This is a genomic window from Salegentibacter mishustinae (assembly GCF_002900095.1).
Lineage (GTDB): Bacteria > Bacteroidota > Bacteroidia > Flavobacteriales > Flavobacteriaceae > Salegentibacter > Salegentibacter mishustinae.
In genome coordinates this window covers 1010907-1036527 of sequence record NZ_LLKN01000002.1, presented here as the reverse complement: position 1 = coordinate 1036527, position 25621 = coordinate 1010907, and the positions used below count along the sequence as shown (strand labels likewise).

General features: G+C 37.0%; 18 protein-coding genes. 4 read left to right on the top strand and 14 right to left on the bottom strand.

Annotated elements, in window-relative coordinates; translation table 11 throughout:
• Nucleotides 1-271 precede the first annotated feature (271 nt).
• From APB85_RS07535 to APB85_RS07515, 5 genes are all read right to left on the bottom strand, one after another.
• Nucleotides 272-2191 (bottom strand): putative porin, encoded by a 1920-nt coding sequence (locus APB85_RS07535; protein ID WP_057482713.1) that lies wholly within the window; start codon nt 2189-2191, stop codon nt 272-274.
• 108 nt (nt 2192-2299) lie between these two features.
• Nucleotides 2300-3682 carry an aryl-sulfate sulfotransferase gene (locus APB85_RS07530; protein WP_083482224.1) on the bottom strand — a complete coding sequence of 461 codons (1383 nt, stop codon included), beginning with the start codon at nt 3680-3682 and terminating at the stop codon, nt 2300-2302.
• 68 nt (nt 3683-3750) lie between these two features.
• The gene (locus tag APB85_RS07525; protein WP_057482712.1) at nt 3751-4473 is read right to left on the bottom strand and encodes a hypothetical protein; all 723 of its coding nucleotides are present in this window, start codon (nt 4471-4473) and stop codon (nt 3751-3753) included.
• 28 nt (nt 4474-4501) lie between these two features.
• Nucleotides 4502-6025, bottom strand: coding sequence for a RagB/SusD family nutrient uptake outer membrane protein (locus APB85_RS07520; RefSeq protein WP_057482711.1), 1524 nt, complete (start codon nt 6023-6025; stop codon nt 4502-4504).
• A 19-nt stretch (nt 6026-6044) separates the two neighbouring features.
• Entirely contained in the window at nt 6045-9278 is a 3234-nt protein-coding gene (locus tag APB85_RS07515; protein ID WP_057482710.1) for a SusC/RagA family TonB-linked outer membrane protein, read from the bottom strand.
• A gap of 341 nt (nt 9279-9619) precedes the next feature.
• Between APB85_RS07515 and APB85_RS07510 the strand changes: the two genes are divergently transcribed.
• Together APB85_RS07510 and APB85_RS07505 are read left to right on the top strand one after the other, a co-directional pair.
• Nucleotides 9620-10216 (top strand): ribonuclease HII, encoded by a 597-nt coding sequence (locus tag APB85_RS07510; RefSeq protein WP_057482709.1) that lies wholly within the window; start codon nt 9620-9622, stop codon nt 10214-10216.
• Nucleotides 10217-10247: 31 nt separating this feature from the next.
• Entirely contained in the window at nt 10248-12701 is a 2454-nt protein-coding gene (locus tag APB85_RS07505) for a hypothetical protein (protein WP_057482708.1), read from the top strand.
• On the opposite strand, the gene lipB is transcribed toward APB85_RS07505, so the two are convergent.
• Nucleotides 12698-13396, bottom strand: a complete 699-nt coding sequence (gene lipB / locus APB85_RS07500) for a lipoyl(octanoyl) transferase LipB (protein WP_057482707.1) — start codon at nt 13394-13396, stop codon at nt 12698-12700. The two genes, APB85_RS07505 and lipB, sit on opposite strands and share 4 nt — an antisense overlap.
• A complete protein-coding gene (locus APB85_RS07495) occupies nt 13393-13557 on the bottom strand; it encodes a YqaE/Pmp3 family membrane protein (RefSeq protein WP_083482221.1) in 165 nt (54 codons plus the stop codon). Before APB85_RS07495 ends, lipB begins: the two co-directional genes overlap by 4 nt.
• Nucleotides 13558-13750: 193 nt before the next feature.
• On the opposite strand from APB85_RS07495, the gene lysS reads away from it, so the two are divergent.
• Together lysS and APB85_RS07485 are read left to right on the top strand one after the other, a co-directional pair.
• Nucleotides 13751-15442, top strand: a complete 1692-nt coding sequence (gene lysS, locus APB85_RS07490) for a lysine--tRNA ligase (protein ID WP_057482706.1) — start codon at nt 13751-13753, stop codon at nt 15440-15442.
• A 189-nt stretch (nt 15443-15631) separates the two neighbouring features.
• Complete coding sequence (locus tag APB85_RS07485) at nt 15632-18121, top strand: zinc-dependent metalloprotease (protein ID WP_057482705.1); 2490 nt, start codon at nt 15632-15634, stop codon at nt 18119-18121.
• A 297-nt stretch (nt 18122-18418) separates the two neighbouring features.
• Here the strand turns inward: APB85_RS07485 and APB85_RS07480 are convergent, their stop codons facing one another.
• The 7 genes from APB85_RS07480 to APB85_RS07450 all read right to left on the bottom strand — a co-directional run bounded on the left by APB85_RS07480 (nt 18419) and on the right by APB85_RS07450 (nt 25591).
• Nucleotides 18419-19639, bottom strand: coding sequence for a permease (locus APB85_RS07480; protein ID WP_057482704.1), 1221 nt, complete (start codon nt 19637-19639; stop codon nt 18419-18421).
• 27 nt (nt 19640-19666) lie between these two features.
• Entirely contained in the window at nt 19667-22366 is a 2700-nt protein-coding gene (locus APB85_RS07475; protein WP_057482703.1) for a heavy metal translocating P-type ATPase, read from the bottom strand.
• A 167-nt stretch (nt 22367-22533) separates the two neighbouring features.
• Complete coding sequence (locus APB85_RS07470) at nt 22534-22854, bottom strand: four-helix bundle copper-binding protein (RefSeq protein ID WP_037316809.1); 321 nt, start codon at nt 22852-22854, stop codon at nt 22534-22536.
• A gap of 304 nt (nt 22855-23158) precedes the next feature.
• Nucleotides 23159-23725 carry a helix-turn-helix transcriptional regulator gene (locus APB85_RS07465; RefSeq protein ID WP_229792200.1) on the bottom strand — a complete coding sequence of 189 codons (567 nt, stop codon included), beginning with the start codon at nt 23723-23725 and terminating at the stop codon, nt 23159-23161.
• A gap of 60 nt (nt 23726-23785) precedes the next feature.
• Nucleotides 23786-24352, bottom strand: coding sequence for a DUF3347 domain-containing protein (locus APB85_RS07460; RefSeq protein WP_057482701.1), 567 nt, complete (start codon nt 24350-24352; stop codon nt 23786-23788).
• A gap of 43 nt (nt 24353-24395) precedes the next feature.
• Entirely contained in the window at nt 24396-24941 is a 546-nt protein-coding gene (locus APB85_RS07455) for an ion channel (RefSeq protein WP_057482700.1), read from the bottom strand.
• A 104-nt stretch (nt 24942-25045) separates the two neighbouring features.
• Nucleotides 25046-25591, bottom strand: a complete 546-nt coding sequence (locus APB85_RS07450; RefSeq protein WP_057482699.1) for a hypothetical protein — start codon at nt 25589-25591, stop codon at nt 25046-25048.
• Nucleotides 25592-25621 lie beyond the last annotated feature (30 nt).

Here is a 25621-nt window from a genome sequence, read left to right as displayed (position 1 = left end):
AGCTTTACTTCCTTAAAAAAAACACCGTATCTCAATATGTAATGAACTTCCCGCTCTACTCCGCAACCCTCGTTGTGTCTCAAAGCGGGTGCAAATATACTGCTGTTTTTTAGATGCACAACAATAATTTTAAATTTAATTATTTTTCAGGATTTCTTATAAAATCATCAAATCTCATCTCAATTTCAATCTAATTAGAGACATTCAGGAAATAATTCAGCATTTAAAAGGTTAAAAAGGATGCGAAAGAGAATAACTTCAACAATAAAAATTAGAGAAAAAAGTTCCAAACCACACCAAAACGCACCAAAAAGTCGGTATAAGGATAGTCGGGAGCAACGAAGTTATTATTCTTGTCTATTAGAGAATTTAAATGTTCTAGCTTAAAAAAGATTCGGGTTTGATCTACTTTCCCATTAAAAAAGAAATCAACTACAGGATAATTCCCTAATTCAGCTGAGTTCTGCACGTAAAATTCGGCTAAGACCGGATCGTAGGCATTCATATTATATTTGGTAAAATATTTAAATGTAAACCCGGTTTGCAGGTAAAGCGCCTTATCAAACCATTCATCTTTATAATATATGGTGTTACGGGTTACAAATTCGGGCAGATTTAATACCGAAGCGCCATCCAGTACATTTTGATACATTAATGTATTATCTATAGCGAAAACACCAAAATCAAACTTTTTACTGGCTTTTAATTTTAAGTACCTAACCTGGTCTCCAGCCTGAAACGGCTTCACCAAAGTATCTTCATTTTCGGTGAAATAAGTGTAATTCTGAATTTGCGTTAATCTACCTTCTATATTAAGTAATTTTTTAGACCGCAATTCACCATAAATACTTTGCGTATTCACATTATCAAAATCGTTCTGCCAATTATAGTTAATATAATTGCTTTGATAGAGCAGGAAATTGTAATTGGGCATATGGCTGTTTTGGTTAAAACCAAATTGTAACCTGTTCTCTTTATCCAGGCTATAACCTGCTTCTGCTGCAAAATAGCTGCCGGTAAAATCTCCAGCAAGATTAAGCATAGCATCTGCCTGCACATCAAATCCGCCTATTCTCTTTCTATACTCTCCGCCAACCGAATAATTTACACCGGTAAGTTTATTATTAATGGTATCGTTTTCCCTGATATAAAATGTCTTGTAACCATATTCAAAATTTTTAACCGCGGCTTTGGCCTTTACTTCTCCCAGTGTTTTATTAGACCATTCTACATAACCTTCATTATAAAACTCAGTTAAACGCACACGATCTCTTAAATTTGCTCGCTGAAAGGAAGGACCAAAAATATCGTTTGCCGCGTTGGTTTGAATAAAATCAAACTTTTTATAATCGTGGTTGAAGATATGCCCAACTTTTAGTGCATTTGAGGATAAAGAATCTGGCGCGGCCACCTGGTAATAATGGTCAAGATAGAAACGTTTCCCATACAGAGTGCTTTCAGCATTTTCAAATTTCATTTCTAGCAGGGAGCGATCTTCAAATTCCTCTTCTTTATCAATATATTGCTGACGTGCTAAATCTGAAAAACCACCATTTTCCTGATTGAGTAAATCGTGCGAAACAAAATGTGTTCTTAAATGATATTTTCTATCTAAAGTTTTATAAGTAAGTCCGAATCTAAAAATGCCGGTACTGGTAAGAATATTCTGATATCTCCCCAGGGCGCGAACTCCTTTATAAGCCACAGAAAAATTTAATCTTTCAGAGGTATTCATTGTAAACAATACATCTAACTGCTGGCCCTGTTCCGGTACCGTTTTAAAATAAGCTTCTGTGAACGGGGTAGGAACGTGATAATAATTAATGTCTTCTACATCAAGAAAATTATAATGTCTTGCCTGCGCACCAAATTCAGGATATAGTTTTTGTGCATCAAACTCCATCCCGAGACGATTATAAGTTTGTCCGGTATTAGAAAAAGGCAATAATTCAAAATTATCTTTACGGCGATAATTAAATTTATAATCTTTTTCTATGGTAAGCGTAGTGTCAACAAAAGTAGTGTCGTTAGCTACTGAAATAATTTTATAAGCTGAAATTGGGGGTTTGATAGTGTCTTCTTCCTTACTTGCATCTTCAGCATTTTCACCTCCCGGGGAACCAGAAAGTCTAGTTTGCGAAATACCTATTAAAGGAATTAGAAAAAAAAGCAGTAGTGTGTAAAATTTCATATATAAAAAGGACTCTCACAAAAGTAAAAATAAAAATCACAGCAAACGGAAATTGAACTAAACAAAAAAACCACCCTGAAGGGTGGTTCATACTTTTAAAATTAGAACTTATAAATTTAAGTTATCTGTAGCAAAGCTATTAAGATCGTAATGATAGCCTCGCCAAAAAAAGCCATCTCCTTCAAACTTCCATACCACCTCCTTTTGCGGAGTAACCTCCCAGTAACCATATGTACCTTCAGTAATTAAAGTATTTCCATTTGGCAACCTATGGGCTCCCGAAACTTTTGCTGAAAATAAATCTGGATCAGCAAAACTCCAGTAAATTTCGGGGTTAAAATTTGCCTTAGTACCTAACTCATTTATCTCGGGAAGTATTAATTCATAAACTGTTGAATGAGGATCCACTACAGGCAAACCATTTGAATATACAAGAATGCGATTGGTTCCTGGAACAAGCGTAGGATTATGATTGTGAAAAAATAAACGCGGATTTGAAAAATCATTATAGGCTTCAGGATTACCAAATCTAAATAAAATATCTCCTCCTTTATTGAAATTACCCCCTGCTCCAGTCTTAGCCTGAGCTGTAGTTGTACTATGGTCGATTACCCAAACTTCACTGAAAAAGTTTACACTTATGTAAATTAGATCATTTTCTTTATCATACTCCAGCGCATTAGCATGCATAATATCGCCATTATAGGATCCTTCCTTATACTGGTCCATATAATTGATATTAATCTTATCTGTATTTTCTTTAACCACACCAAAGTTCTTACTATCTGAATTTACATCCTGAACCAAATGATCCCAGGAACTCCATTCCCAGACAATTTGGTTAGTTCTACGATCTATTTCAAAAACTTTTTCGATATAAATAACATCATCTTCACCATAATATCCATTTTCATTTAACTCGTTACCCTCTTTCTTTTCCCATGCTAAAACTAAAACATTACCATTTGGAAGAATTTCCAAATCGTGATGTGCAAGATTTAATTCATCGGAATATTCATAGTCCCATAGCAAATCACCAGATGGAGCAACCATAGCCATTCTGCCTCCATAACCTCCAAAGGTATAAGCAGGATCACTATCTGTTAATGCGACCAATAAATTACCATTGTCTAAAAGTTCTGCATCATTACCGATACCGGAGGGTAAATCCCACTCATAAAGAATTTTAGCATCTGTTTTATCCATTAGATAAACTCTGTTATTAGAGGCGTCATTAACTAAGACGTAACCATCCTGTGTCTTTTCCGAAACATAGGTAACAATATCTCCAGCATATATATCAGATTCATTTTCGCTTTCACCGGATTCCTCTCCTCCATCATTATTATCTACATCAGGATTATCCACTTCATTTTCAGACCCATCATCTTCCGCCACTTCTTCATCATCCTTCGTATCCACAAAAGGTTCCGTATCGGCAGTACAACCTGAGATAATCGCAACCAACAGTATCAAAATAAATTTCTTCATAGCTTTAAAATAAAAAAGGTGATTTGAAAAATTCCAAATCACCTTTATGTTTAAATTTCAAGAAAACTTTAGAAAGTTACATCTACAGATGTTCCTCCACCAAAATCTCCATCAATAGTTTCAAGTACAGTACCAGCATAACTAATAGTTACACTTCCCATATTTGGATAGGTAAGCCCATCTCCATAAGAGTCTGTAATTTCAAAAGTATAAGTACCGGATCCTAAACAATAAGACCTGTTATCACTACTAGTGCCATCATCATAAGTTCCCTGTGCTACTTCTACGATAACATTCCCTTCAGAATCGGTTAATTTCCAACCTGTTTCTGATGCATAACCATCGAACGCGAAGTCTATTTCAAACTCTGTTCCTTCGCACGTACGAAATACAGAAAAGCTAGCATTGTCTCCAGTTGAAAGATCACCAGTACTATCTAAAGATAGCACCAGGCTTTTTCCCAACAATCCTAAGTCTTCATCAGAAACTGTGAAAGACAACATTCCTTCATTAGTTCCACCTGGAACAGTAACAGTTTCAGGAACATTATACCCTGCCGCTGCAAGTGTAGTGGCTCCAGCAACATTAACATTAAAGGTTCTATCTTCACTTACTTCATTGGCAGTGTAAACCATAACGTCGTAGGTAGTTGAACCATCAATATCAACTCCGATTCTTGCAGAGTTTTCTGCAAAGGTTACATAGTTTGGCGGAGTAAAATCACTCTCGTGGTCACAACCTGCGAAGGTTAACGAGATAGCCGCAATAAATAACAATAAATATTTTTTCATAATCGTATCTATGTTTTAAAAATTAAGACTAGTCGTTTTGGGTACTAATCGCAGGATTGTAAAGAATTTCAGCCTCTGGAATCTCGAAAGTCAATTCCTCTGCATCGTAAGGAATTGGATCCCCTACAAAAGAAAGGTGGTTATCACCTCTAACTACAGTAGCCTTATTTCTCTTCATCGCTAAGTAAGATTTACCTTCTCCCCATAGCTCAATTCGAGTTTGAAGATAGATTTCATCAATAAGATCCTGTCCTGAAAGGCCGTCAAGGTAACTAGTATCATCTACTCTTTCATCTAAAAGAGTTGACAATGCCATTCTTGCTTCAGCATCCATACCAAGGTTTGCTGCAGCTTCAGCATTCAACAAGTACATTTCAGCTACTCTCATATACACTAAATCTAAGGTAATAACCTGAGATGGTCCTCTTGGCACACGTGCAGGATCATAGAATTTACCCCAAGGCTGCAAGTGGTTAGAAGATGCAGGATTATTTAAGAATTGGTTTCTTCTCACATCACCTTCAGGGATTTGAGCATATAAACCTGAATCTATAGCTTTGTAATCTCCATAACCAGCATAGCTGTAAGAGAAATAATCCATTTGTCCCCACCATGATACAAGTCCAACACCAGAATCTGTAGTAAGGTCTACACCCCACATCCATCCTGCAGTACTAACATCGTTAAAACCTCCACCGGTTGGGTTATCTACACCATCATCAGTTCTGTCAGCTCTAGCAACTTCTTCAGCGGTCATAATTGGATAATTACCCTTAACATCATCCGTTAAGTCTTTAACTTCCTGCCATCTGTCTCCCTGAGCAGCTAATGCATAAGCTAAAATACCTTTAGCTACATCCTGGTTGATCTCATTTTTAGCAGCTCTACCAAAACCATCTAGCAGAGTAATTGCAGAATTTAGGTCTGCTTCAATCACATCGTAAATTTCTCTAGCCGTTACTTTAGGACCGTTTTCATCTTCCGGTAATAAGTAAAGTGGTAAGATCTCCTGATTAGGATCGTAAGAATTCTGATAGTACTGTGCAAGGTAGAAATAAGAATGTGCTCTTATTGCTTTAGTTTGCCCAAGTATATACTTATTCTCCTCTACTTCCGGCACAGCATCAGCACCTCCTAAAGCATCAATCACCAAATTAGCCGAACGGATAATTCTGTAATAGTATCTCCAAGGCATATAGTTTCTAGTTGATGTAAAATCTAAAGGAGCCTGGAATTCAGTAATATCAGCTCTATACCAACCAAATGAACTTACAGAAAGCGCCAAATCTCCAGACAGCATATCTCCGTAAATATCGTAACCTTTTTGACCAAAATCATCATGGTTAGTTGTACCTCCAGATTCAGATTGAAACTGTAAAGAGTAAATACCGGCTAAAGTACCTGCAAGTACATCGGCGTTATTTTCGGCAGCTTCAGTCACCTGCTCCTGGGTTAAAAATTCTGAGGGCTCCTTCTCCAGGTAGTCCTCGCTACATCCCACTACCATGAGTAGTGCGGATGACAGCAATGTTAATTTAAATAAGTTTTTCATATCTAACTTTTTTTATTTTTTAAAATTTAACTCTTACACCAGCAGTAACCGTGGTTAAAGGAGCATACAAACGACGTCCTGAGTTACCGTTTTCTGCGGTATTAGGAAGGAAACCATCTCTAGCAGTATTTACATAAAGGTTATCTCCAGAAACATAAAGGTTTACATAGTTAATTCCTGTATTTCCAAACATTTCCTCTGGAATAGTATAACCCAATCTTACATTGTTAAGAGCAAGGTAATCTGTACTTGTCACAAAACGCGAAGAAGTTGAAGTTCCATTAACAAAAGCATTATCTGTTAAAGCTGGAACATTTGTGATGTCTCCAGGGTTTTGCCATCTGTTTAAGATATCTGAATGGTAGTTGTTTCCAACTGCTCCAAAACGATCACTCATTAATTCTGCATACTGAAAATCTACAGCATGACCACCAAGGCTATACACTAACTGGGCACCGAAATTGAAATTTTTCCAGTTACCACTTAATCTCATACCACCTCTTACGTCTGGAATTGCAGATTTTCCAATATACTTTTCTGTAGCATTAGCATAAGTATCAGTAACTTGTCTTTCTACATTAGCATCTGGATTGCCATCCATGTAAATTGCCATACTTTGAATAGCATCTTCACCGGCATCTAGAGTTCCGTTAGAGTTAGCATCATTAAAATACTGGTACCAAAGCGGTGCTCCATTTGCAGGATCTACACCTGCATATTCTCTAGTATAAATATCAAAAATAGATCTACCTTCAGAATATGCGAAAGGAGCGTTTGATACGTCCAAAATTCTTTCTTCACCCGTAGAAGGATCTAAAGGCATTTTTGTAATCTCATTCTCAAGAACTTCACCATTTACACTAAGATCTAAATTGAAATCTTTAGTTTGAACTAAATGACCTGTCAGGTTAAATTCTAAACCTGCGTTTCTTAAATCCCCATCGTTTACGGTAATAATAGCAATACCTTGAGATGGTCCTACTCTACGAGAAAAGATCTGATCTTCTGTATTTTTGATGTAATAATCTATTGCACCATCTAACCATCTACCTAAACCAAATTCTGTACCTACCTGGAACATTTTAGAGGTTTCCCAGGTAAGATCTGGGTTTCCGTTACCTAAAGTAGAAAGAGAGATCTCATCGTTAAGGTTGTTAATACTAAAAGTATCGTAACCAGAATAGTAACCTACCCCAGCCTCATCACCGGTAATACCATAAGAAGCTTTAAACTTAAGAAAAGAGAATAAATCACTATTAGCAAGGAAATCTTCGTTAGAAGCTACCCAGGCAGCACCAACAGATCCAAAAGTACCCCATTTTTCGTTCACGAAACGAGAAGACCCATCACGACGAACAGATCCAGTAAGGTAGTAAGTATCTAAATAGTTATAGTTTACCTGACCGAAATAAGACTCGATAGATCTCCCTTCATTATATCCTGTAGCAGGGCTAGCAGCAACAACATAATTATTTAATTCGTAAATATCTGCAGCTACAGCTTTTGTTTTAAATGCTGTATTATAATTCAGATCAAAATCATTTGATTCGTGTGCAATTAAAGCATCAACACTATGGTCTCCGAATTGATTTTCATAACGCAATAACTGTAAAAAGTTAGTGGTTAAAGTTTCAGTGTCGGCCTTAAATAATGTACCTCCGTCTCCTTGTGCAGGTCCGTAGAATGGATTATCGGCACTGGTATATCTATTCATCGCATATTGAGCACCAAATTTGGTCTCAAAAGTAAGATGGTCGGTAATTGTAAAATCTAGAGCAAAGCTACCGTTCAACTCGTGTCTATCTGTATTAACATAGTCATACAAAGCAGAACCAACAGGATTCAATCCGTCAGATTGAGGTCTTGTTCTAAATCCTGAGAAACTACCATAATCATATTGGTTTCCTCCAAAAACAGGGTCTGGCACCAATTGCCCTTCATCATCTCTTAAAAATACTCCAAAAATAGGAGCTGTTTTATCAGCGAATTCAAAAACGTTTTCAGATCCTTCAGTCTGGCCATTTGCCATACGCTCTGAATAAGCATAACCAATATTGGCTGCAACATTCAACCATTCCTTAACCTGAGACTTTACGTTTAAACGAGTAGTATATCTGTCATACCCCGTGTTAACAGCATAACCATTATCATTAAGGTAACCTGCAGAAGCGAAATAAGAAGTTTTTTCGTTTCCACCCCCAAAGCGAACGTTAGCTTCAGTTCTAATAGCCGCGTCAAAAGTGGCATCCTCATATCTCTCTGGAGTATATTTTCTAGTTACGCCATCTCTAACCATACGAGTATCAGGATTAATTAATTCAGAAGCAGAATCTACATTCCAAAGGTTATATCCAGCCGGCACATAGTTATCAGTAAACAATCTCTGGTTAGCATATTGTACAGGATTGCCATTTGCGTCTCCAGTAATTACTCCACGATTGTAAATACCTTCCCAAACAAGACCAATATAGGTTTCTGGAGAGCTAATTACATCATATCTTGGAATCACCTGGTCATTTACACCAGTCTTCACATCTACCTCAACATAATCCTCACCAGAGGTTCCTGTTTTAGTAGTAAGCAAAATAACCCCATTTGATCCACGAGAACCATAAATTGCAGTAGCGGTAGCATCTTTTAAAACAGTAGTACTTTTAATATCCGCTGGGTTAATAGAGTTAATACTTCCCGTAAAAGGAACTCCATCTACAACATATAATGGATCACGGTTACCGTTTACAGAACCAAAACCTCTAATTCTAATAGTAGAAGCAGTACCCGGCTGTCCAGAGGTATTAATTACATTAACACCGGCAACTTCCCCTGCTAAAGCCTGAGAAACGTTAGCAAAGTTTTTGGTTTCTAAATTTTCTGTATCAATAGTAGTTGCAGAACCAGCAAAAGATTGCCTTGTTGCGGTACCATATCCTACTACTACCACTTCATTCAAGGCAGCAGCATCTGTGCCAAGCGTAATATCATAAACATCGGCCTCCCCAACAGTAATTTCCTGAGTACCGAAACCTACATAACTAAAGGTAACAACGTCACCTATATCTACAGAAAGACTATACTCCCCGTCAAAATTAGTTTGAGTACCATTAGTAGTACCCTTTTCAATAACGTTCACCCCGGGTAAGGGCAAACCATCTTCATCGATGACTGTACCAGTCACCACTTTTTCCTGTGCAAATGTAAATTGCACTACAAACGCTAATAGTAGCGTAAGAATTCCATGTAATTTGTTTTTCATTATTATTTAAATTTGAATTAGCCTTTGCCAAAAATCATAATAAAATCTTAATAAACCAAATGATTTTTTAATTGAATTATCATTCCTCATATTAAAATATCTTTAAAAGATGTAAAATATCAGACCTTTGAAGCCTTATTTTTTTACGAATTCAACAAAAATATACAAAATCGACAGCACGAGGTTAGAACAACTTTATATCAATTTTAATACGAAAAAGGCAATAATCGAAAGAATATACTATGTATGCATTGCATTTTAAAAGCTTCCCTATGCAATATATACGAGGAAAAAAGGATAATAGTTTTGCGTAGAACCGGGATTCTTACAACTTTTGCATTATGCTAAAAATGTTCAACCTACCGTGCCAGGTAGCCGGCACCGATGAAGCCGGCCGTGGTTGCCTTGCCGGGCCCGTAACAGCTGCTGCCGTTATTCTGCCGAAGAAATTTAAAAATAAACTGTTAAATGACTCTAAACAAATCAAGGAGGTAGATCGCAACAGTCTTAAAGAAATTATAATAAACGAGGCGCTTTCTTATGGAATTGCACACGTTTTTATGGAGGAAATAGATAAGATAAATATATTAAATGCTTCTATTTTAGCAATGCATCGCGCCATAGAACAATTACACTGTGAACCCGAGCACATTATTGTAGATGGCAATAAATTTAAACCCTTTCGCAATATATCTCACGATTGCATAATAAAAGGTGATGGAAAATTCCTTAGCATTGCTGCAGCTTCAATATTAGCCAAAACCGTGCGCGATGAATTTATGAAAAAGATACACCAGGAATTTCCGATGTATAACTGGCAAAAAAATAAAGGATATCCAACCAGAGAACATAGGCAAGCAATAATGGAGTTTGGAAGTACTCCTTATCATAGAAAAAGTTTTAAACTCCTGCCAGAGCAACTCAAACTTACCCTATAACTTATATATTTGTTGAAAATCCCAACAATTTATGAAGAAAAGCCTCTTCACATTTTTGAGTATCCTTTTATTATTTTCCTGCCAAAATGGGGAGAAAGTCAAGAATCTTAGCGATTTTATTCCAAACGATGCGGCGCTAATTATCCAAACATCTAATCTAAAGCAATTTCAACAAGATTTGAAGGCGCTTCCCTTTTTAAAGGAAAATTCCCTTAGTGCAAAAAGTAGCATTCAAAACGATATGGGATTTTTAAAATATGCTGACAGCCTTACCGAAAGCATTATTAGCATTTCGGTTTCGAAAAAATCAAAATTCACTTATACCATCATAAGTAAACAGCAACCTAATTTTCAATTAGATTCCATTCAAAATAAATCTATTGAAAATATAAAAGCGGAAGGTTTAAATTACCAAAAGCTAAGCTTAGAAGGAAATGAGTTTTTTATTTCAGAAGGAAATATACCATTTATTATTTCAAATTCTGACACACAATTAAGGCAAATCTTAAAAAAAGAGAATCTTCTTAAAAACGAAGGTTTCGAGAAAGCTTATAAAGCGATCGCGCCTAAAAAAACTTCCCTGATTATAAATCACGCCAGGCTGGAAAACTTTCAGCAAAGTCTATTTCCTAACTTAGATTTGGAAAATGTAAAGAATTACGCGGATTGGAGTGCAGTAGACCTGGAGTTTTCGAAAAGCGGTGTTTCTTTTAATGGACTCAGCATTCCAAGTAATGAAAAGAATCTTCATAAAATTCTTGCAAAAGCCGGGACAGTCTCTATAGAGTTCGCCAAAATTGTTCCTGAAAATTCAGATGGATTTGCTGCTTTAGGTTACCAGAACCCAGAAACCTTTCTTCAGAATTTAAAAGATTTCAAACAAGATTCAATTCAAAAACCTGGAGACAGAATCATATTAAACACACAGGAGGCTGGAATTATTCCAGCTGAAGAAAACTCTTTATTCGTAATAAAAACATTAATAACCACTGAAGCGACCGACTTAATTTCTGGTTTTGCTAATTTAGAAGAAAACTATCGGGACTTTCCTATATATAAGGTAACGCAACCTGATGTTTTTAATGAACTTTTTAGTCCCTTCTTTAATCCTAAGTCCACAGATTTTGCGGCTGCAATTGACCAATACATCGTATTTACCGACAACATACCTCAACTTCGCGAGTTAATTGCCGATTATGTAAATAAAAATACCCTGGCAAACCAGGTTTACTATAAGGACAGCGAGAAAAACCTGGCGCAAGAATCTTCTCTACTCATTGCCGGCAAAACAGCACAATTAAAAAATAAATTAGCTGAGGCGGTTTCTAAAGAATTTAGTGCCGAAATGGAAAATCTAAATTTCGGTAAGCATAAACTGGCAATCCTGCAATTGGTAGAGGAAGACGATTTTGCTCATATCCATGGGAGTTTCGAATCGCAGAACGAGCAAAACACTTCAAATAATAAAACCGAAGAAATGCTTTCGGTAAACCTGGAAGCCGAATTACTTACCGAGCCCGTTTTGGTGAAAAACCACCTGAATAATCAAATGGACATTGCGGTTCAGGATATAAATAACACCCTTTACCTTATCTCCAATAAAGGGACGATCTTCTGGAAGAAGAAACTTAAAGGGCAGATATTAGGAAAGATTAAACAGGTAGATCTTTTTAAAAACGGAAAATTTCAGCTCGCTTTTGCCACTCCATATTCCATAGAAGTTTTAGATAGAAATGGAAATACCGTAAAACCTTTTCCGCTAAAATTTAAAGATGAAATCACGCAAGCCTTGTCGTTGTTTGATTATGACAACAACCGGAAATACCGCTTTTTGGTTACTCAAAAGGACGAAGTTTTTATGTATGATAAAAACGGAAAAAGTGTAAAAGGATTTGATTTCAGGAAAACCAATTCTGAAATTCTAATAGCTCCAAAACATTTAAGAATCACCAACAAAGATTACATAGTTTTTCCTGAAAAATCTGGCAAGCTAAATATTCTAAGTCGGCAGGGAGAGCATCGGGTAAAAGTAAAAGAAAGCATAGATTTTTCTGAAAATGAATGGTATGAGTTTGAGAATGATTTTGTTTCAACCAATGCTGAAGGAAATCTTGTAAAAGTGACGCAAAATGGGTCAGTAAATATAGAAAAGACCGATTTTAGCGAAAATCATAGTATAGTTGCAAGACCTAATCTACTGGTTAGTCTTTCAGAAAACATTTTAAAGATAAAAGGAAAAGAAATAAGCCTGGATTACGGACTTTACACCGCACCGGAAATCTTTTATGTAAATAATAAATACTACATCAGTTTAACCGATCTACAAACACGTAAGGTATTTGTATTTGATAGCAATGCAGAACTTCTTACCGGTTTCCCGGTTTATGGAACTTCAGGAATTAATTTAGACAATGCAGATATAGATCAACGTCCAGAATTTGTAGTAAAAGGAGGTGATAAAGAGATTTTAATGTATAAGCTCTAATTAAATTCAGCCTCAAATAATTCAGCAAAATGTTTTAAAATCTTCTCCTGCACATCGGCTAAAGGAATTTCCTTTTTCCCGAGTTCTACATTTAAAGAAGTAACCGCTTTACCTTCTATTCCGCAGGGAATAATATGATCGAAATAGCCTAAATCGGCATTTACATTTAAAGCAAAACCATGCATAGTTACCCAGCGACTGGCGCGAACGCCCATTGCACAAATCTTTCGAGCAAAAGGTGTTCCCACATCAAGCCAAACTCCTGTTTCGCCTTTGCTTCGTTCCGCTTTCAGACCATAATCGGCAAGTGTTAAAATTATTGTCTCTTCCAGGAACCGAAGATATTTATGGATATCGGTAAAAAAATTATCCAGATCCAGAATCGGGTAACCTACCAACTGTCCCGGCCCGTGATAAGTAATATCACCACCACGATTAATTTTATAATAAGTTGCCTGCTTTTTCTCTAACTCGGTTTCAGAAATAAGCAAATTCTTTATATCGCCACTTTTCCCCAGGGTATAAACGTGCGGATGTTCTACCATTAAGAGGTAATTGGGAGTAATTTCATTTAAGTCCTGCCTCCTATTCTTAATCTTAATATCGAGAATTTCTTTAAAAAGACTTTCCTGGTAGTCCCAGGTCTCTTTATAATCTTTATATCCTAAATTCTGTAAATCTATCTTCTTGTTCATACACCTTTTCCTGGGTTATTCAGAATAATTAGTGCAGCGATTACGCCCGGAATCCATCCCAAAACAGTAAGGATCAGAACTATTAAAATAGAACCACATCCACGATCATAAACCGCTAGTGGAGGAAATAAAACAGAGAGAATAACACGCCAAACACTCATTTATCTAAAGCTATTACCAAATTATATAGCAAAGATAAGATTATAAATAGAGAAAACTTATTTCATAAACAAGTGCATTTTTACCTTCCAAATTTTATCAAAAATTCAGGTTTGTATCGCATTGGTTGGTAGCCACATAGTCACTATATTTGCACTCGTTTTGCCAAAGCAAGCAATTAATTTAAATACGAGTATGCAATTATCTGAACAGGAAATAGTAAGAAGAGAGAAGCTTTCTGCATTAAGAAAAGCAGGTATTAACCCGTATCCGGCAGATTTGTTCCCGGTGAAGGACACCAGCAAAGCCATTAAGGAAAATTTCGAAGAAGGAAAGAAAGTGGTGATGGCCGGGAGATTAATGTCTCGCCGTATCCAGGGAAAAGCCTCTTTTGCCGAAATACAAGATTCTAAAGGAAAGTTACAGGTTTATTTTAACCGTGACGAAATTTGTACCGGTGAAGATAAAAGCAAATACAATGATGTATATAAAAAGTTGCTGGACATTGGCGATTTTATAGGAATTGAAGGCGAACTTTTTAAAACCCAGGTTGGGGAAATGACTGTGATGGTTAAGAATTTCATTTTGCTGAGCAAATCCATTCGTCCTTTGCCACTTCCTAAAACCGATAAAGAAGGAAATACCTATGATGGTTTCACCGATCCCGAACATCGTTATCGCCAACGTTACGCCGATTTAGCCGTAAACCCGAAAGTTAAAGAGATCTTCGTAAAGCGTACAAAATTGTTCAACGCAATGCGAAACTTCTTCAATGAAAGAGAATATTTTGAGGTTGAAACTCCAATTTTACAATCTATTCCCGGTGGTGCTGCTGCAAGACCATTTGTGACACATCATAACGCATTAGATATTCCGCTTTATTTAAGAATCGCTAACGAATTATACCTGAAAAGACTTATTGTAGGTGGGTTTGATGGCGTTTATGAATTCTCGAAAAACTTCAGAAATGAGGGAATGGACAGAACCCATAATCCTGAATTTACAGCGATGGAAATCTATGTAGCCTATAAAGACTACAATTGGATGATGGATTTCACCGAAAAATTGCTGGAACATTGTGCACTTGCGGTAAACAATACCACCGAAGCTGTTTTTGGAGAACATAAAATCGACTTTAAAGCGCCTTACAAACGCGTAACAATGACCGATTCTATCAAGGAATTTACCGGATTCGATATTACCGGAAAATCTGAAGCTGAAATTAGAAAAGCAACGGAAGATATGGGAATTGAAGTTGATGAGACTATGGGGAAAGGAAAACTCATCGATGAGATTTTTGGTGAAAAATGTGAAGGAAATTATATCCAACCAACCTTTATTACCGATTATCCAAAGGAAATGAGTCCGCTTTGTAAAGAACATCGCGAAAATCCTGAACTCACCGAGCGTTTTGAACTAATGGTTTGTGGTAAGGAAATCGCAAATGCTTATTCCGAATTAAATGATCCTATAGACCAGCGTGAGCGTTTTGAAGAGCAATTAAAACTCGCCAAAAAAGGAGATGATGAAGCAACCGAGTTTATAGACCAGGATTTCTTAAGAGCCCTGGAATATGGAATGCCTCCAACATCTGGTCTGGGAATAGGAATGGACCGATTAATTATGTTCTTAACCAACAATCAATCCATCCAGGAAGTATTATTCTTCCCACAAATGAAGCCAGAAAGGAAAGCTGTTGAACTTAGCGAAGATGAAAAAGCGGTATTTCAGTTATTAAAAAGCGATGAAATTCAGGAGCTGGACACCATAAAAACCAAGTCTGGTTTAAGTAATAAAAAATGGGACAAAACCCTGAAATCACTTAGAAAACATAAAATGATAGATGTTTTTAAAGATGATGAAACGATGAAGATAAAAGCGGTTTAATATTCAGAAAAGGACCTATATAATAACTAAACAATAGTTAAAATAAGACTTTTCTAACTTTATTTTTTAAACCTTTTTAAGATAAACAAGTCAAAAGATCACCAAATGGTGGTCTTTTTTCATTTTTGCAGCTTTCGCTTCAGAAAATCTATCACTTCAAATTAATCACACAAACCAAAATTTAACTTTATGACCAAAGGATTTACTCATAAGCTATTCTTAGTAGCCTTATCGGTTTCGGTTTCCAGTTGCGCGGTTTTTCAGCCTGAAAAATCTTCGGCTGATGCCTCCAAAAAAGAAGCCTCAAAAAAGAATGGTGACCTGGAACCTTACACCAAAGTAATTACTAAAGATGCTAAAAGCGACGAAGGTTTATTCACTGTTCACCGCGTAGACGATAAATATTTTTACGAGATCCCAGATAGCCTGTTTAACCGTGAAATGCTTACCGTAACAAGAATTGCAAAAACCGCCACTGGAATTGGTTTTGGAGGTGGAAAACAAAATACACAGGTACATCGCTGGCAGAAAAAAGACGGTCACGTTCTTTTAAGAGTGGTTTCCCATGAAATATATGCTGCTGATTCTCTACCTGTTCACGAAGCAGTAGTTAATTCTAATTTTGAACCCGTTTTACAACGTTTTCCGGTTAAAACTGTAGGAAAAGATTCAGTTAACAAAACAACCGTAATCGAAGTAACAGATCTTTATACAAAAGATGTAAAGGCACTGGGACTAAGAGAAGGTTCAAGAAAACAATATAAAGTTTCGCGTTTAGACGATAGCCGTTCTTACATAGATACTATCCGCAGCTACCCTGAAAATATTGAGGTTAGACACGTAAAAACTTATAGTGCAGGAGACCCGCCTTCTAATGAGAGCACCGGTTCAATTTCTTTAGAGTTTAGTAATTCTATGATCCTGCTTCCAAAAGAACCAATGAAGCGCCGTTATTTCGATCAGCGTGTAGGCTGGTTTGCCCGCGGACAAACAGATTATGGGCTTGATGCTCAAAAAAGTAAAGAAGTAAAATATCTTGACCGTTGGAGACTTGAGGTTAAAGAAGAAGACAGAGAGAAGTTTAAAAATGGCGAATTGGTTGAACCAAAAGAACCAATTATCTATTATGTAGACCGCGCCACTCCTAAACAATGGGTTCCTTATATTAAACAGGGAATTGAAGATTGGCAGGTTGCTTTTGAAGAAGCCGGATTTAAAAATGCGATTATCGCTAAAGATCCACCAAGTAAAGAAGAAGATCCAGATTGGAGTCCTGAAGATGCTCGCTATTCTGTAGTGCGTTACCTGGCTTCTCCAATTCCAAACGCAAACGGGCCACACGTAAGTGATCCGCGTTCTGGAGAGATCTTAGAATCAGATATCAACTGGTATCACAATGTAATGACCTTGCTTAGAAACTGGTTCTTTGTACAAACTGCGGCAATTAACGAAGACGCTCGTAGTGTTGAGTTTGAAGACGAAGTAATGGGACGTTTAATTCGTTTTGTTTCTTCTCACGAGGTTGGGCACACTTTAGGTCTTCCTCATAATATGGGAAGTAGTGTTGCTTACGCAGTTGAAGATCTACGTGATCCTGAATTCACTGCTGAATACGGTACCGCACCTTCTATTATGGACTATGCGCGTTTTAATTATATCGCACAGCCTGAAGATGGAGATGTTGCCTTAATGCCAGATATTGGACCTTACGATAAATACGCTATTGAATGGGGTTATCGTCCAATTCTTGATAAAACTGCTGAAGAAGAAAAAGAAATTCTTGATGAATGGATCCTTGAAAAAGCAGGAGATCCTTTATATCGCTTCGGAAGCCAGCAAAGTGGCGGAGTTATAGACCCGAGTTCTCAAACTGAAGATCTTGGTGACGATGCAGTTTTAGCCAGTGAATACGGTATTAAAAACCTGAAACGCATTATGCCGAAATTGATTGAGTGGACTGCCGAAGATGGTAAAAACTACGAAGATCTAGACGATATGTACGGCCAGGTTTTAAGTCAGTTTAATCGATATATGGGACACGTAACCGCAAATATTGGTGGTGTTTACGAACACTATAAAACTTACGACCAGGAAGGTGCGGTTTACACTCACGTTTCAAAAGAAAAGCAGAAGGAAGCGATGGACTTTTTGCAAGAACAGCTTTTTGAAACTCCCGAATGGATGATAGACCAGGAAATTTTCAATAAGATTCAGTTCGATGGCCAGGTAGAGCGTATTAGAAATATGCAGGAACGCACGCTTAACAACCTACTTGATTTTGGTAGAATGGCTCGTTTAATGGAGAACGAAGAAGTAAACGGTGATGAAGCTTATGGTTTAATTGATATGATGAGCGATGTGAGAACCGGAATTTGGAGTGAAGTTTATTCAGGACAAAATATAGATCGTTATCGCAGAAATCTTCAGCGTGCTTACATAGAGCGTATGGAGCATTTAATGACAGAGGAGCAAAGCGAAATTCCATCTCGTTACAGAAGCTGGATAACCCGAAGTGACATAGATGTCGCACAAAGTGATATTCGCCCTGTGGTAAGAGGAGAGCTTAAAACACTTCAGAATCAAATTAGAAGAGCTTCTAATCGTGGAGATCGTTTAACGAGATACCACCTTCAAGATGCTCTGGAAAGAATAGATTTGATTTTAAACCCCATCAAATAATCCTAACATTTTTTTGATTTGTTAGTTTTGGAACCACCGTCCCTACGCGGTGGTTTTTTTTATATTTTATTTTAAACCTTTTTGAAAATTGAAAGTCTTACTATAAAAGCCCCACTTAAATTGCTATGAAAAAGATTTTTTAGTAGTTAGGAAATGCTAAAAATCAAATAGGGACTTTTTAAGTTGATTAGTTGAGTTTGTTTGAATTTTAAAATGAGAGCAGTATTAGGAGAACCGAAAATCTAAATTTTATACCTGAGCCTAATAAAATTTATCTTCTTCCCTGCTCTCTTTTTATTACAGAAAAAACTTCGCCACTAAACCTCCGGCAAGCCACAGGTAACAAACGAAAGCTATATATTTTAAGCTTGTTTCCAACAACTGGCTTTTAGGTGCCATTTCTTTCATATGCATCACATCTTTCCGCTTATAAAAACCAAGGTAAATTAGTACTCCAGAAATTGCCAGGAAAGCCATATTCAGCCAAAAAGTATAATCTATTTTAAAATGATCGGTATTAGTGATTTTTACTGAATTTGGGTCTGGTAATAAATTGAACAGGTTAAAACCGTAATGCAACAGTAAAGATGTACCAATAAGAGCGGTAAAGAGAAGGAAAAGTATAAATAAAGACATTTTCCAGCCATAATATTTTGCGTTGATCCTTAACACGGGAAAAACCACCAGATCACTAAAAATAAAGGCCATAACCCCCGCAAAGCTCACTCCTTTTCCAAATAGAAGTGCGGCCAAAGGAATATTACCCATAGAACCAATAAAGGTTAAAAATGCAGCAATTGGGCCTACTATTATATGCTCAAGAATCGTAAAAAAGCCGAAATCTGTATTTCCACCTCCTGTATTTATAAATAAGGTTTGAAAAAAGGAATCTGGAACAAAAGCGGCTACAATCCCGGCAATAGTAAAACCTAAAGTCACATCTTTCCAAACCATTTTCCACTCCATCGCATATTGTTTAGATACTTTAGCCCAACTGGTTTCCGACTTCATTTTTTTCTTCCAGGATTTTTCGGAATCCTCATCGTCATCATCTTTTTCATCAAGGCGCTTTCTGGCCTTTTTGATCATTTCTTTAGGGTTAATTATTCTAATAAGCGCCCAACTGATGAGGATTAGCAATATTCCTCCTACATATTCTCCCACTACAAATTGCCAACCTAAGAAGATGGCAATTAAAATTCCTAACTCTATAACGAGATTAGTTGACGCAAGTAAAAAAGCGATTGATGAGGCAAAACTGGCGCCCTTTTTAAACAAACTTTTGGTAGAAGCCAGGGCTGAAAAACTACAGGAACTACTTATAAATCCGAAGAAAGTTCCTAATAAAAGGCTCTTAGATTCGTCTTTACCCATAGTGCGCTGCATCCGCTTTTCAGTTACAAATATTTGTATCCCACTACTTATAATATATCCTAAGATAAAAGCCCACAGAGCCATCCAGAAAAACCCGGCGCTGGTGTAAGCTGCTTCTCCCCATTTGCTTAAAAAATCTTGCATTTCCTTAAATTTTTGAGTGATTTAAATTTAATCCAATTTTGTATTTCTTAATCTCAGTGCATTCGCAATCACAGAAACCGAACTAAAACTCATAGCTAAAGCTGCGATCATTGGTGAAAGTAAAAGTCCAAAAACGGGGTATAAGACTCCGGCGGCAACAGGTACTCCAAGTGTATTGTAGATCAAAGCAAAGAACAAATTCTGCTTAATATTACGCATCACTTTTTTACTCAAAGTTTTTGCCTTTCTAACCGCCTTTAGATCGCCTTTTACCAGTGTAATCTCGGCACTTTCTATAGCCACGTCGGTACCCGTTCCCATAGCAATTCCAATATTAGCCTGGGCCAGAGCAGGAGCATCGTTAATTCCATCACCAGCCATCGCTACTTTTTTCCCTTCTTGCTGAAGTTTTTTCACTTCACTCTGTTTATCTTCAGGAAGCATTCCTGCTTTGAAGCCGGTTAAGCCCAGTTCTTCAGCCACAGATCTTGCGGTTTTCACATTATCGCCGGTAAACATATAAACCTCAACCCCATCATCCATAAGGGATTTCAAGGCTTCTCTACTGGTTTTCTTAATAGGATCTGTAATTGTGAAATAACCTATTATTTTACCATTCCGTGATATATAGGAAACGGTTTTGCCTTTTTCCTGCTCTGCGGTTACTTTCTTATTTATTTCTGAAGGAATCTCAACATTTTCAGCATGCATTAGCTTCTCATTGCCAATAGCTATTTTTTGATCTTCCACCATTCCGGTCACCCCTTTTCCGGTAACGGAATTAAAATCTGAAGTTTTTGAAAATTCAAGTTGCTGATTCTTTGCAAAATCTACAGTGGCCTTAGCCAGAGGGTGTTCACTCTGGGAATTTACTGCAGCGATAAGTTTTATAATTTCCTCTTTATTTTCTTCAGAAGAAACTGTTTCTACTTTTTCCACTTTGGGTTTACCCTCGGTAATGGTTCCGGTTTTATCAATAATTAAGGTATCGATATCATCCATTTCCTCCAGGGCACGGGCATTTTTAATCAGAACTCCGTTTTGGGCTCCTTTTCCTACTCCTACCATTACCGACATTGGGGTGGCCAGGCCAAGTGCACACGGGCAGGCAATAATCAATACCGCAATGGCATTTACCAGCGCATACACATATTGAGGCTCGGGCCCAAAAATAGCCCAAATCACAAACGTAAGGACTGAAATACCAACCACGATAGGCACAAAATAAGCCGAAATCCTATCGGCCAGTTTTTGGATTGGTGCCTGGGACCTACTGGCGTCATTTACCATCTTAATGATTTGAGAAAGCAAGGTTTCATCTCCCACTTTTTCGGCTTTCATGGTAAAACTTCGGTTTCCATTAATGGTTCCCGAACTCACCTTATCTCCCTCTACTTTATCTACCGGAATAGGCTCTCCCGTTATCATAGACTCGTCTATACTGGAATTCCCATTTTCAATAATTCCATCTACCGGAATTTTATCGCCTGGTTTTACTCTTAGAATATCTCCTTTATGAATTTCTTCTATAGAAACTTCTTTTTCTTCGCCATCAACTACTTTAATCGCTTTGTTTGGAGCTAGTTTCAGCAATTCTTTTATTGCAGAATTTGTTTTGCTATGTGCGCGGGCTTCCAGCACCTGCCCAAGTAAAACAAGCGTTAGAATAACCGTGGCGGCTTCAAAATAAACATGTACCGTTCCGCTTTCAGTTTTAAATTGCGGCGGAAAAAAATCTGGAAATATCAATCCGAAAACACTAAAGATCCAGGCCACTCCTGCACCAATTCCTATTAGCGTAAACATATTTAGGTTCCAGGTTTTTACAGAACGCCACGCACGTTCAAAGAACATCCAGGTAGCATAAAAAACAACTGGCAGGGAAAGACCAAACTGAATCCAGTTCCAATATTTTTGATCTAAAATTTCATAAAGTGGATTGCCCGAAATCATTTCAGACATCGCGATGATAAAAATAGGCAGCGTAAAGGCTACGGCTATTTTAAATTTCTTAAGCAGTTTTTTATAGGATTTACTTTCTGAAGATTCTTCGGGTTCTTTCGGCACCAGGTCCATTCCACATTTGGGGCAGGAACCGGGACCGTCCTGGTCCACTTCGGGATGCATTGGGCAGGTATAAGTAGTAGCTTGAGGTTTTAGGCTGGCTTCTTCTACCAAATCCATCCCGCAAACAGGACAGTCTCCGGGCTTATCGTAAGTTTTATCGCCTTCGCAATGCATTGGACAATAGAAAACGCCCGTGCCTTCACCTTTAGGTTTTTTCTTTTTTGGTTTTACTTCTTCTCCGGGTTTGTGAATTTGATAATGCCCGCCATCATCCTGTAATGCTTGCTGCAGTTTTTCTAGTGGAATATTCTCTTCAGAAAAAACCTTGGCTTCAGCCTTTTCCAGATCTACTTTAACTCTTTTTACTCCTTCAACTTTATTTAATGTGGCTTCCACATGGGCGCTACAGCCTTTGCAGGTCATCCCACTTACAGAGTAGGTTTGTGGAACCTCATCTGCTAAATAAATTTCGTAATTGCTATCTTCAAGGGCAGCCTGAAACTTTTCAAGTTCAATATGCTTTTCCATCTCGATCTCAGCACTGGCTTTTTCGAGATCTACTTTAGCATTAGTAACACCTTCCACGTTCTTTAAGGAATTTTCAACGTGGGCTCTGCACCCCATGCAGGTCATCCCGGAAATTTGATAGTTATGTTTCATAAATATTATTGAAGAAAAAAGACTGTTTGAATTTTCCTCTATACGTCAATTTTTCCCGAATCCTCGGGCTTGTTTCAGGTTCTAATTTCTTTCAACCTGGATGCTGAAACAAGTTCAGCATGACGTAACAAAAACTAAAAATTCAAACAGCCTTAAAAAATTAAGTTCTATGCTAAATAAGCCTCGCAAGCCTTCACGCATTCACGACAAGCTTTTGCGCATTCCTGGCAATGATCGTGCTCGTGTTGTCCACATTCATCTGCACAGGCATTACAAACTTCGATACAATATTTTACGAGTCCGTCTACATTTTTATAATCTGTAGCTAAAACCTGGTTAAGGGTGCTACAAACCTCTGCACAAACCTTATCGGTTCTAATGCAATCTTTCATCATTTTCACATTGTCTTCATCCAGACAGGCATCAGCACAATAGTTACAATGATTAATACAATTTCCCAATGCTTTCAGCATTTTTTCATTTCTCATAATATTGGTTTTTATTGGTTTAGCACGAAATTAAATACTAAAAACCGAAATGAGTTTTAAAATTATTGTAAGAAATTATAAGAAAATGGGAAAAGATGCTGATCATATAATTTTGATTTCGGGGCATCCCGAATCTTTCGCGACGATGCATTCAATCTCGATTATCGAGCAAAAGGCCACTAATTCACGAATTAATTAGAAATCCAGGTGGAAAAATTATTCCCACAATAAATCAAGCTTTCTAGTTAGGGTTGAATCAAATTTAATTTCTGGAGAACATTTGTGTATTCGTGGCAAAATCCTCTTAAAGTTTATCCAGCGACTTACGGTCCTGATGCTGTGATTTAAATTGAGAAGGATTCATTCCTGTTTCTTTTTTAAAGAAAGTAGAAAGATAAGCGGCACTGCCAAAACCCATTTTATCGGCAATTTCTGAAATATTCAACTCTCCGTATTCCAAAAGCTCTTTAATGCGTTCTGCTTTTATTTTATTTTGAAAACTTTGAATACTGTGTCCCTCTGCTTTCGAGAAAATGTTGGTGAGATGACTGTAATCGTAATGCAGTTCTTCGCTTAGAACTTCAGAAAGCTTTTTGTTCCCGGAATCTTTATGTTCGTAAACCAATTCGATGATCAAAGATTTTATATCGGTTACAATTTTGTTATTTCTTTCGGCTACAATTTCAAATCCGTTTGCGTTGAGTTCCTTCTCCAAACTCTGGAATTGAGTCTCAGAAAGTTCGTTTTCAAATTCAATCCTGCCTAAACTAATACTTATATAATTAAGGTTTTGCTGTTGCAAAGTCTTCTCAACACTCATTAGGCAACGGTCACAAACCATATTCTTTATATGCAGGATGTTTTCTTTCAAAATAGTTTTTTCAGTTAAAAATCCTGCAGGGTTTTAAAAACCCTGCAGGAATATTTATAATTATTGAATTGTTGCTTCAACCCTACCGCATTTCAGCATTTTATCTCCATAATAGGGATTAAAAATATCTTTTGAATTGGAATACCAGTAGTCTCCTTTTCCTTCAAAAGCCATTGGGCAATATTGCTTGTAAATTGCTCCAGATTCCAAGGCATTCATTAACACAGGCTCCATTGCTTCTGTAAGTTTAGAAAAAGCCTCACGTTGTTTATTCACATCGTCGCTTTCTGCAATGGTATTTGCTATAGCCGCTATACCTTCGTTCTCGCTGGCTTTTTTTGCGAGTTCTGCAGCTTTTTCACCGGCGGTTTCAGCATCTGTATTAACAAAGGCATCCTTAATCTCTACATACAAGGTATAGATTTCTGCGGTGTTTTCATCTTTAAATTCGGCTTGCATTTCTTCGCCCTTATAAGTTTCTACTTTAGCCTGTTCATCTGGCTGGTGCATTTCATTCTGCATAGGCTCTGGTGCATCATCTTTATTTTCCTCATTCTTACAGGAAAATATCATCAAACTTCCAGCGATAAGGCTAAGCATTGTTAGGCTTCTAAGACTTCTTTTCATTGTTTTGATTTTTAATATATAATTTAATTTAGGGTTCAAGGATTTAATCTTTAATGTTAATTCGGTTGATATTTGCCGTCCCAAAGACCAGCACAAAGAAATAGAGAATTGTTTCCAAAATTACTAAGAATTTGGCCGATAATGACAAAGGCACAAAATCACCATAACCAACAGTAGAAAACGAAATTAGCGAGTAATAGAAAAACTCAAAGAATAAGAATATTGAGGGTTCTCCAAAAATCAAATTCGTTTTAAAGTTAGCTGCTTCGTTTAGATAAAGCGCATAATAATCTGACGCAAAAGAAAGCACAATAAGGCTTATTATTAGCGTAAAAAGGCTTAACACGTGCTCTAAATAGTGACTATCTCCCAGTATTTTGCTTAACTGTGTGAAAGTAATTCTTACTATTAAAAATGCCTTGGTAATCGCAATGGCAATGATGAGCCATTTCCAGGCTTCATTATCTAATGATTTTGGCAGAAATAATACATAAAGAAAAGCAAGAACTACTACTATCCCCAGGGTCCAACCTGCTTTAGAAAACAGTTGACCATAAAACTTCTTATCAGCTTCTTTTTTATCACTCATTTATATCTTATTTCTATTTTTTCTAAAAACTCAAAGAGTTTCTTCATTTTGCGTAATTTTTCTTTTTATGCTTTTAAATTTCTCCATTTTTGAAACCCTTACTTTTACATTTTATCCTGGTGAGCTTTCATTTTCGCTTTCATCTTCTCCATGAGTTCAGGATTTTCGTGTAGAAACTGGATCATTTGATCCATCATTTTATCTGCCATCTCAGGATTAGACTTCATTTTTTGATGCATTTCCTGCATCATTACCTTTCTGATTTCAGGATCATTCATCATCTTCTTTTTCATTTTTTTCTGCATCTTTTGTTCCATCTTCTGTTGCATTTTGGGAGCCTTCTCCATTTTTTCCTGTTTCATTTTCTGCATTTCCTCCTTCATTTCAGGATTATTCTTCATTATTTCCTGAATTTTTCCACTCTCCATCATTTGCATATGATCTTTAAGCAGCCACATATCTGCCGGCGGATTCGCATGAGCTACTTCCATAAACTCCATGAATTTAGACTCGTCGTTAACAATTTCCCTGTAAACGTTATTTCTAAAATCATTTTCTGTCAGCGCCTCTGCTGCAGTTTTGTTGGTTCCACAACTACTTAATAATAATCCGAAAATGGACACAAACGTAATTCTCAATACAATATTCATAATTTCTAATTTTTGATTTCTATTTTATTT

Coding starts and splice junctions, on each gene's coding strand:
- APB85_RS07535 (WP_057482713.1), bottom strand. CDS start 2,191: ATGAAATTTTACACACTACTGCTTTTTTTTCTAATTCCTTTAATAGGT.
- APB85_RS07530 (WP_083482224.1), bottom strand. CDS start 3,682: ATGAAGAAATTTATTTTGATACTGTTGGTTGCGATTATCTCAGGTTGT.
- APB85_RS07525 (WP_057482712.1), bottom strand. CDS start 4,473: ATGAAAAAATATTTATTGTTATTTATTGCGGCTATCTCGTTAACCTTC.
- APB85_RS07520 (WP_057482711.1), bottom strand. CDS start 6,025: ATGAAAAACTTATTTAAATTAACATTGCTGTCATCCGCACTACTCATG.
- APB85_RS07515 (WP_057482710.1), bottom strand. CDS start 9,278: ATGAAAAACAAATTACATGGAATTCTTACGCTACTATTAGCGTTTGTA.
- APB85_RS07510 (WP_057482709.1), top strand. CDS start 9,620: ATGCTAAAAATGTTCAACCTACCGTGCCAGGTAGCCGGCACCGATGAA.
- APB85_RS07505 (WP_057482708.1), top strand. CDS start 10,248: ATGAAGAAAAGCCTCTTCACATTTTTGAGTATCCTTTTATTATTTTCC.
- lipB (WP_057482707.1), bottom strand. CDS start 13,396: ATGAACAAGAAGATAGATTTACAGAATTTAGGATATAAAGATTATAAA.
- APB85_RS07495 (WP_083482221.1), bottom strand. CDS start 13,557: ATGAGTGTTTGGCGTGTTATTCTCTCTGTTTTATTTCCTCCACTAGCG.
- lysS (WP_057482706.1), top strand. CDS start 13,751: ATGCAATTATCTGAACAGGAAATAGTAAGAAGAGAGAAGCTTTCTGCA.
- APB85_RS07485 (WP_057482705.1), top strand. CDS start 15,632: ATGACCAAAGGATTTACTCATAAGCTATTCTTAGTAGCCTTATCGGTT.
- APB85_RS07480 (WP_057482704.1), bottom strand. CDS start 19,639: ATGCAAGATTTTTTAAGCAAATGGGGAGAAGCAGCTTACACCAGCGCC.
- APB85_RS07475 (WP_057482703.1), bottom strand. CDS start 22,366: ATGAAACATAACTATCAAATTTCCGGGATGACCTGCATGGGGTGCAGA.
- APB85_RS07470 (WP_037316809.1), bottom strand. CDS start 22,854: ATGAGAAATGAAAAAATGCTGAAAGCATTGGGAAATTGTATTAATCAT.
- APB85_RS07460 (WP_057482701.1), bottom strand. CDS start 24,352: ATGAAAAGAAGTCTTAGAAGCCTAACAATGCTTAGCCTTATCGCTGGA.
- APB85_RS07455 (WP_057482700.1), bottom strand. CDS start 24,941: ATGAGTGATAAAAAAGAAGCTGATAAGAAGTTTTATGGTCAACTGTTT.
- APB85_RS07450 (WP_057482699.1), bottom strand. CDS start 25,591: ATGAATATTGTATTGAGAATTACGTTTGTGTCCATTTTCGGATTATTA.